The sequence below is a fragment of the Paenibacillus sp. 01T422 genome, from assembly GCF_056398785.1.
On the sequence record NZ_JBFTQB010000175.1, the window covers coordinates 1 to 8,807 of the forward strand.

Annotated in this window: 11 protein-coding genes; 9 read left to right on the forward strand and 2 right to left on the reverse strand. The window is 44.4% G+C overall.

Translation table 11 applies throughout. The features are described from left to right. The 5 genes from AC1DUA_RS12315 to AC1DUA_RS12335 form a co-directional block, all read left to right on the forward strand. Nucleotides 1-507 (forward strand): extracellular solute-binding protein (locus tag AC1DUA_RS12315; RefSeq protein ID WP_477500030.1); only part of this gene is annotated, 507 nt, incomplete at its 5' end. Nucleotides 508-581: 74 nt separating this feature from the next. After that, nucleotides 582-1,472 carry a carbohydrate ABC transporter permease gene (locus AC1DUA_RS12320; protein ID WP_477500031.1) on the forward strand — a complete coding sequence of 297 codons (891 nt, stop codon included), beginning with the start codon at nucleotides 582-584 and terminating at the stop codon, nucleotides 1,470-1,472. A 14-nt stretch (nucleotides 1,473-1,486) separates the two neighbouring features. Next, nucleotides 1,487-2,314, forward strand: coding sequence for a carbohydrate ABC transporter permease (locus tag AC1DUA_RS12325; RefSeq protein ID WP_477500032.1), 828 nt, complete (start codon nucleotides 1,487-1,489; stop codon nucleotides 2,312-2,314). Between the two features lie 196 nt (nucleotides 2,315-2,510). Continuing rightward, nucleotides 2,511-3,086 carry a histidine phosphatase family protein gene (locus AC1DUA_RS12330; RefSeq protein WP_477500033.1) on the forward strand — a complete coding sequence of 192 codons (576 nt, stop codon included), beginning with the start codon at nucleotides 2,511-2,513 and terminating at the stop codon, nucleotides 3,084-3,086. 10 nt (nucleotides 3,087-3,096) lie between these two features. After that, complete coding sequence (locus AC1DUA_RS12335; protein ID WP_477500034.1) at nucleotides 3,097-3,627, forward strand: GNAT family N-acetyltransferase; 531 nt, start codon at nucleotides 3,097-3,099, stop codon at nucleotides 3,625-3,627. A gap of 77 nt (nucleotides 3,628-3,704) precedes the next feature. On the opposite strand, the gene AC1DUA_RS12340 is transcribed toward AC1DUA_RS12335, so the two are convergent. Both AC1DUA_RS12340 and AC1DUA_RS12345 read right to left on the reverse strand, forming a co-directional pair. Next, nucleotides 3,705-3,866 carry a hypothetical protein gene (locus tag AC1DUA_RS12340; protein ID WP_477500035.1) on the reverse strand — a complete coding sequence of 54 codons (162 nt, stop codon included), beginning with the start codon at nucleotides 3,864-3,866 and terminating at the stop codon, nucleotides 3,705-3,707. 79 nt (nucleotides 3,867-3,945) lie between these two features. Next, nucleotides 3,946-4,986, reverse strand: coding sequence for a Vps62-related protein (locus AC1DUA_RS12345; protein WP_477500036.1), 1,041 nt, complete (start codon nucleotides 4,984-4,986; stop codon nucleotides 3,946-3,948). 252 nt (nucleotides 4,987-5,238) lie between these two features. Here AC1DUA_RS12345 and AC1DUA_RS12350 point away from each other — a divergent pair, with 252 nt between their 5' ends. The 4 genes from AC1DUA_RS12350 to AC1DUA_RS12365 all read left to right on the forward strand — a co-directional run. Next, complete coding sequence (locus AC1DUA_RS12350; protein WP_477500037.1) at nucleotides 5,239-5,967, forward strand: GntR family transcriptional regulator; 729 nt, start codon at nucleotides 5,239-5,241, stop codon at nucleotides 5,965-5,967. A gap of 125 nt (nucleotides 5,968-6,092) precedes the next feature. Beyond that, a complete protein-coding gene (locus AC1DUA_RS12355; protein ID WP_477500038.1) occupies nucleotides 6,093-7,313 on the forward strand; it encodes an extracellular solute-binding protein in 1,221 nt (406 codons plus the stop codon). Further along, nucleotides 7,300-8,142 carry an ABC transporter permease gene (locus AC1DUA_RS12360; RefSeq protein WP_477500039.1) on the forward strand — a complete coding sequence of 281 codons (843 nt, stop codon included), beginning with the start codon at nucleotides 7,300-7,302 and terminating at the stop codon, nucleotides 8,140-8,142. The genes AC1DUA_RS12355 and AC1DUA_RS12360 overlap by 14 nt, the downstream gene beginning before the upstream one ends. Next, nucleotides 8,139-8,807: ABC transporter permease (locus AC1DUA_RS12365; RefSeq protein WP_477500040.1), on the forward strand; the 669-nt coding region annotated here is incomplete at its 3' end. The genes AC1DUA_RS12360 and AC1DUA_RS12365, both read left to right, overlap by 4 nt.

Genomic DNA, 8,807 nt, shown 5'->3' on the forward strand with positions numbered 1-8,807 from the left:
GATCAGGCCTCATCACTCTTTTACCAAGGCAAGGCGGCTATGTTCGTCAATGGCCAATGGGAAATTCCGAGTTCGCAAAAAAATCTGGGAGACAATGTAGATTTCATGAATTTCCCGGCGAAAGATGAAGCCACTTACGATAAAGCTAAGTTTGCGATGAACGGAGCAGGGGGTCCAGGAGGTTTCGCCGTTTCCGCAAAAACGAAAAATAAAGAAGCCGCAATCAAAGTAGCAGCGTTCATGGCACGTAAATATGCGGAGTACAAGTACACGCAAGTAGGCACGCCGATTGTCTCTGTCAAGGTCGATAAGCCAATCACTGCGCAAGTACCTGCGATGTTGTCTCGACTTGGGAAAGAAGTGATTCCTAATATTACGAGCTTCGCGACTGTGCAGAATGATACAAATGTGAATTTGAGCATTGACGACAACTCGCAAAACTTGATAGTCGCAGGATTTACGGCGGAACAATTCGTAACGAATCTCAATAAATCACTGAAGAAATAAATCCTTTCAGTACCTAATGGCTCACATCGACCTGTAAGTCGGTGTGAGTTTTTTTAAAGAGAGGGAGCATAGAGATGAAACAATACTTAGGAAACAAATGGGCTATTTTAATTTTTCTAACTCCGGCAGTCGTTCTATATAGTGTGATTGTGTTTTATCCTATTCTTCAAACCTTTTATCGCAGTTTTTTTGAATGGGATGGGCTTAGCGAAGCGACTTTTATAGGCGTCAAAAATTATATCGAGCTTAGTCAGGATTATTTATTAGCCACTTCACTTCGGAATGGCTTTTTATTCGCCCTTGTTCTGGTCATTTTCCAAATTGGCCTAGGCACTTTGTTAGCGCTTATTTGTGCCGATCCAACGGTGAAGGGCCGTAAAGTACTGAAAACCGCCTATTTCATTCCCGTTGTACTGTCGGTCACCGTCGTGTGTCAACTATGGCTATCGATGTATGACCCCGTTAACGGAATCATCAACAAATTGTTTCAAGCAGTTGGCATGGCCTATCGTCAAGACTGGCTGAACTCACCAAGTGTCTCGATTATTGCGATTGCTTTCGTCAATGCTTGGCAATATATGGGATTCCAATTTGCATTGCTTTATGCCGGCGCGAAATCCGTTCCAGAGCATTATACAGAAGCTGCTCGAATCGATGGTGCAGGTAAATGGAGGGCACATTGGCACATCACACTCCCTTTGATGAAGGAGACATTCAAATTTTGCTTTATTATTGCCATTACTGCTGGAATAGGTGCTTATGTGCAAATGGCAATTATGACGAATGGCGGACCAGGCACGACAAACTATACGATAACGTTCATGATTATTCGGAACGCCTTTTCGGGTAATCAATATGGGTATGCTTGCGCTATTTCGGTCTTGTTAATTGTGATTAGCTTAATCGCCACCATTATCATCAACAAAGTGTTTGATAGTAGAGAAACCGGGTTGGAACAGGGGTAAAGGAGAGTCATCATATGAACAAAATCGTTGGAGTGGTTCTACAGTCCTTTTTATGGATGTATTTCGCTATTTCTGTATACCCGTTAGTTTGGATGGTTTTCTATTCGTTGAAAAACAATGATGAAATTTTCGTAACCAATCCGTTCGGAATACCAACGCACTTCAGATACGAGAATTATGTGAATGCCTGGAATAAATTCAGTGTCCCCACTTATATCTCCAATAGTATGATTGTTTCTACGATAACGACGATCGGTGTTGTCCTATTTGCCGTCATGTTTGCCTATGCAATCGCTAGACTTCGATGGAAATTCCGGGAAGCGGTGCGGATTTACATGATTATCGGGATGTTTATTCCGATTCAAGTCATTATTATTCCCTTGGCGATTATCGTGAAAGATTTTCACTTAACGAATACGTACGGTGCACTTTTGATCCCTTACGTAGCATTCGGGCTGCCCTTTGCCTCAATGGTATTCTACGGCTTCCTGCGAGGGATTCCGCAAGAGCTGGAGGAATCCGCTTGTATGGACGGCGCTTCGATTTATCTCACATTCTTTCGCATCATGCTGCCGATCCTCACCCCAGCAGTCGCAACCATTGTGATTTTGCAATTTATGGGAACGTGGAATGAGTTCTTTTTGGCATCGATTTTGATTACAAAAGAGGAATTAATGACTTTGCCGATAGGGCTCATTTATTTTCAAGGTCTTCATGCGACCGACTGGGGTGGAATGGGCGCCGTCATGACGATCGCGAGCTTGCCAATGGTTGTGTTATATCTGATCTTCACCGAACAAGTGGAAAACGCTTTGACAGTAAGCTCATCTGTGAAGGGATGAATTGACGAATAGCTAGGCCGCCGAGCTRCCGTTCGGTGGCTTTTTCGTTAACTGGTAGATATTAGGTGGGATAATGAAACTTTATTCGAATTAATGTGTCTATACAGAGAGACTTGAGGAAGGGGTCGCAATAAACAATCGAGACCTCATTTCGTGGGACAAACCAAAGATTAACTAGTAACAAGAAGGAGGCTTTATGACTACACACATTTATTTTGTCCGTCATGGTATTGCGCCATTTGCGCTTGAACTTGAACGAGCAGGAGGGGCAAGTCTTTCTGAGCAAGGAAAAGCAGATGCCAAAAGAGTGGCTGAGTTGTTAGCTAACGAAAACATAGATGTCATAGTTTCCAGTTCCTACCATCGAGCAAAAGAAACGGTTGCTCCATTGGCAGAGCGGCTACAGAAAGAAATTATCCAATTTGAGGAACTTATTGAAAGGCCAATAGCGAGCTTAAATTATCCAGTTTCTGAAGAACAACTACTACTTGGGATTGAAAAATCATTCACAGACATTGATTTCTGTATGCCTGAAGGCGAGACAACAAGACAAGCTCAAGAACGAGCAATTCCCCTCATCTTGAAGTTGCTGACTGACTATGAGGGCAAGAAAATCGCGATAGGGACCCATGGAAATATGATGACGATCATATTACAATATTTTGATCCGAATTATGGCTTTGAATTTTGGAAGCAAACCAGCAAACCGGATATTTATAAGCTCGAATTTAATGCACATGAATTGAAAAATGTTTCGAGGTTATGGAGATAGAGGTGGAGAGATGAATAATTCGATTAGGCTGATAGAACCATCGATTGCGTATAGAGATGCGTATATTTCGTTTTATGAGGATTGGAAAGCCAGTGGTGAAGATATTGTTCCATGGGTCGTTGAGAAGGAACCTTATGATTTCATGGTCATGATGAACTTTTTGTACGCGCAAGATTCAGAAGAGAAGATAACAGACGAGAAATTTGTACCTCACTCTACCTATTGGCTATTAAATGATGATTCTGGGAAGATCGTTGGGGCAGCAAATGTTAGGCATAGACTGAATGAGAAATTGTTCAATTGCGGTGGGCATATCGGATATGGCATTCGACCGTCAGAAAGGCGCAAAGGGTATGCCACTCAACTTCTAAGCTTAACCTTAGAACGGACGAAAGAGATGGGCCTTAGCAGGATACTTCTTGTTTGTGATAAAGGGAACGTGGCGTCTGAGAGAACGATTGTGAGAAACGGTGGTCGATTTGAATCGGAATACGTTGAGGATCATGGAAATGTTGTTAGACGTTTTTGGATCCAGTTGTGAAAATTGTTAAAAAGGCAGCCATCCAGAAGGATAGGCTGCCTTTTGCCGCATGGTTCACTTTACCGCTACTAAACACATTAAGATTTTTTTATTGTGTAAAATCCATACTGTTCGATTTCATCTAAAGCCTTTCGTCCAAAAGACTCAACGAGTTCATCGGCCCGGATTTTAGTTCCTCCAAGTGTAAGCCCGTCCCAGCGAACAATTCTACCGTCCTTAACCAAATAATAATCATCCATATTATAAGCCTCCCAAATTAACATTTCGGAAATCTGTGTTCGTATAAGCAGAGTTAATCTGCCTATATGTATTCTAACACTATTTTGTTTTCCACGCATCCTGGAAAGCAGGTCCTGCTGGCCCTGTGGAGATATCGGTTTCACCAATTTCCCCCCACAAGCCAGCATAGTTAATGAAAGCTTGTCCATTCAAAGGATGGGACAATTCGCCAACATTCACTACGTTGTAGAACGTATTGAAGCTATCGCCAGCTCCTGTATAATCGCTTGGCAATGCGCCACGGGATTGTTGTCCGGCAGTTGGGTAGCTAGCATGTGTACCGACTGCGGAGTAGACAACCGGATGTTTGTAGTCGTTGGTCAGCTTCTGACTATCGGCAGCGATTGCACCATCTTTCGTTGCGAATTGTAATTGCGCAGAAGTGTAATCTTTACCTTCGCCATTATGTGCGGAGTAATAGGCAGAGACGAATTGCTGTCCACTGTCTACTGTGACTGTAATATGTTCCCAATCTCCTTCATGGTTAAAATCCAGACCTACAACTGACGGGGAATCGTTATAAGGGTAAAAAAACCAATACTGCAGGTCGTACCCGCCTGCTTTGACGCTGCTCGGTTTAACATGAGCATAAGTTCTCCAATCACTGCTCGGTGATCCTGGATAAACGGTTTTATCAAAACCATTATCATTAGGAGGCTGCAGGAAGAAACCTTCGTCAGCCCGTGTATTACGGGCTTGGCTGGAGAGGATGTTGCTGCCGGAGTGCGAGCATAACCAGYTCTTTGTTTGATGGGCTTGCTGGGACAAGTTCGTCTGTGTGACAGCATTAAAGGCAATGATTTGATCATCACTGCACCCGCCATCATGATGGAAACGCATCGTTACACGCTGCAGATACCAATCTACGCTTGAAAGTTTATTGTCTTCACTGGGATGCAGATATAGTTTTGGAGCGTACTGTGCAAGCAGGGCTTGTTCCACAGCATCGTCAATTCCGTCTTGATCCGCATCGGTTGCTGCGAAGGAGTCACCTGAGATAAACAGGGATCCAACCAAGATCGAAGATAAGGCAGCAGTAACCACTACATAGTGTCGCCATTTTGCTAGAACATGTTTCATTTGAATAGTAGCCTCCTTGGCTTTGGCGCATCCTGTTCTACAGATCAGGTGCTGCCGGTTTGGTTAGATGTCTAGACACCATCTATAGTAATCATAGAGGTAATTTATTTACTGGTCGTTATTCCCATGTGAAAATTTTGTAATTATGTGCGCGAAAGGAAACGAATCATCTTGCATATACACCTCTCAAAGAGTCTGCTACGATAGAACAAAATGAAATTTAATCAATAGACGGAATAGGATGAAACAGACATGAACAATGAAGCAAAAGTCAGTCACTATATAGTGATTAAAGGATATTTGGATGAATTGATGAACAGCGGGGATCTTCAAGTAGGCGACAAGTTACCTACGGAGATCGACCTGTCTCATCAGTTTTCAGTAAGCAGAGAAACGGTACGCGCAGCGATGAAACAGCTAGAGCAGGAGGGGAAGCTGGATGTGCGCAAAGGAGTCGGACGTTTTGTTCGTAGACCGCTGAGTTCCATACCAAGTAGCATAGAGAAGTTCCTCACGACCGAAGAAATTATTCTCTCAGCAGGCTTAGTAGAAGGCCAATTGGAACAGTTCATTCGCACCGAACCCTGCCAGGAAGAGTGGGCACAGTATCTGAAAATCTCTGTTGGTGATCCAGTCATTATCAATGAGCGGACGCGAACCGCCAACAATGAGCCTGTTGCACATAATATCAATATTATGCCGCTCGCTTTAGTCGAGGAGTCTTTCCAGAGGACGCCTTTGACTGGATCACTGGCGCGTTTTCTTGAAATGGAATGCGGCATCCGCATTGCAGGAGCGAGCACCGAGCTGGTCGTGCCTCATCATACACACCCTGTCTGCCGCAAGCTGCAGGTTAAGAAAGATACAACCGTGCTAATGATGAAACAAGTTCACTTTGACCAGCATCACATGCCTGTTTTATTTTCCTATGATTATTATCGCAATGATGTGTTTAATTTCTGGGTCAACCGCCGTAAATAGAGGCCTCAGAAGACTGAAATTAATAAATTCTTCGTATAAAGTTGATAAATCGATAACAATGCCCATCCATAATAAGGAAGAAGATGTCTAGACAACATTTTTAAACTTTTAAAAGGATGGGGAATATGAAAAAGATAACGAACGTACTGTGTGCAATGACGTTTACAATGGTTATGACGGTTGGCTGTGGCACCAATAATGCGGCGACAAGCACGCCTGCGGCTTCAAGTGCAGCGAATGCTGCAGCGACGACTTCACCTGCGCCTGCAACCGCAGCGCCTAAGAAGTATGAGCTTAACTTGGCAACGGCAGGAGATACCAACATGACTGATCTGCAAGAGAAGGTCATGGTCGGCGACTTCCAGAAACAGTTCCCCGGTTCACAAGTTCGTGTTGTCAACACAGGCGCTGGTGACGGCGGTACGCAAAAAATATTTGAAAAGCTAAAAGCACAAAAAGATGCTGGCAAGACCGAGTGGGACATTGATCTGGCGATCGTACACCAAAGCGGTATGCAGCAATTGATTGATAATGACTTGGTGGATAAATGGGTTCCGCAATCAGCGAACAAACAATACGTTGTTTCCCCTGACAGCAAGAACAGTTTGGGTACGAACGTGGATGGTTATGTCATCCCGCTTTTTCACAGCCAGGTTGCCATAGCTTTTAATCCCGATAAAGTCAAACAATTTCCAGCTAACTTCGAAGACCTGACAGCTTGGATTAAGGCGAATCCCAAACGATTTGGATATAACGGCATCCAGAACGGTGCTAGCGGAGTCGCATTCGCCACTGCTTTCACCTATTGGAAAACGGGAGATTACAAGAAACTGAGCGAAGGCCCTTATGATGCAGCAATTGAGCAAAAATGGCCAGCGATCATGAAAGAACTCAAAGCATTGCCAGTGACTTACACGAATGGCAATAACGGTACACTCGATATGCTGAACCGTGGTGAGATTGACATGGGACCAGTGTGGGTCGATATGTTTAATTTATGGGTATCGGAAGGCCGTATGAATCCTGCGTACAGCTTGAAAATTGCTGATCCTGGTCTGCCTGGTCAGCCGATGTATGTCGTCATTCCGAAAAATGCAAAAAATAAAGAAGCCGCATTGAAATATGCAGATTTATTAACTTCCCCAGAGGCTCAAGCGAAAGTTATTGTTGAGAAAAATAGCTGGTATCCCGGCATCGATGCTACCGTCGTGTTGCCTAAAGTAAGCGAGGAAGGCAAGAAAAAGCTGTTCAAAGAAATTACCGCAGAGGACTTGAACAAACGCGGACAGTCTTTCCCAATCAACTCTTACTTCGATCATCTGAAAACAGCTTATGAGAAAAACTAATACACCATCCATTGCCTTAGGGCAGCAAGCAGCAGGAGTGGGACTTGCCACTCCTGCTATTGCAGTTGTCGCGCTGCTCTTTCTGTATCCTTTTGTGCTTTCCTTCATCTCCAGCTTGCGCTCACAGGATAACGCATGGACGCTAGCCAATTATGTAGAAGCTATAACCTTATACGGTGGAGATATAATTTTCACACTCTGGGTTTGTATTGTCAGCATTATCGTGTTGATTTTCCTGACATCGATGATAGCTGGACTGCTCCGCTTAGGAGCGTACCCTGTGTTAGAATTTATATTCAAAATTCCATTATTTGTCCCTTTTGTCGTAGTTGGCCATGCCATGCGAGTATTCCTAGCACCGCACGGTACGCTCAACTCAGCGATCGCAATTACGGGCTTCTTTAACCCGGATCAGCTGCCATCTTTTGCATTCACGACAATGGGTCTCATCACGGCTTTGGTATGGAAAAATCTCGGTCTGGCATTGCTGCTGGTACTCGGAAGCTTCCGCGCTGTGAATGAAGGCATGCTGGAAGCTGCGCGCGGTATGGGGGCAGGCAAGCTTCGATTAATTTGGCATTTTCTTGTACCAATGAATAAGAACAGCATTGGCGTCATGGCAGTGTTAACGTTCACTTCTATGCTGGGCTGCTTTTCCATACCTGCCATGCTGGGAAATGGTGGTGGCAAGCAAATGCTAATGATGGATCTCTATCATCAAAGCGTTTATCAGCACAACTACGGGTTGGCTAATTCAATTGGCGTTATCACTTATATAGCTTCGATGGGAGCTGCCATTTATTACTTGAAGGGGTTGTCGAAAAAATGAGTAAATCCATGACGGCTTCCTCTGTCAGTGAACGGTTAGCGTTGCGGAAGCCGAGAACTCACTTTGGTCGCATGACGCGCCGACTTCTGATCTATGTCGCTGCGATCTTTTTCATCTTTGGTCCGTTGTCGAGTCTCATTCTCTGGTCCTTGGCCGAGAAATGGTTCTGGCCGCATCCTTTCCCAACCGATTGGGGCTTCAAATATTGGCATCAAGTGTTCGAAGGTAAAATGCTTTCGTCGCTCGGTCTGAGCTTCGCGATTGCAATAGCTGTCACAGTCCTATGTCTAGTGCTGACAGTTCCCTTATCCTATTTGATCGCTCGCAACAGACTCCCGTTCAAGCATGTGATTCTGCTGCTGTTTTTGCTGCCACAAGCGTTCCCGCAGCTTCCGGTTTTCACGAACGTTATGGTGTTCATGTATCGGTTTGATCTGGTAGGCACGTTGACCGGCTTGACGTTGATCCATCTGGTCGGAGCGATTGTCTTCTCTGTCTGGACGTTGGTCTCGGTCTTTCAATCGGTTGCGGAGTCGATGGAAGAGGCATCCTATATGCTCGGTGGGGGAAAAGTTTATACATTTTTCCATGTAGTTCTACCAATGGCGGCTCCGGGTATTATTGCTGGTTCGCTGCTAGTTTTCTTATATTCATTGGATGAATTT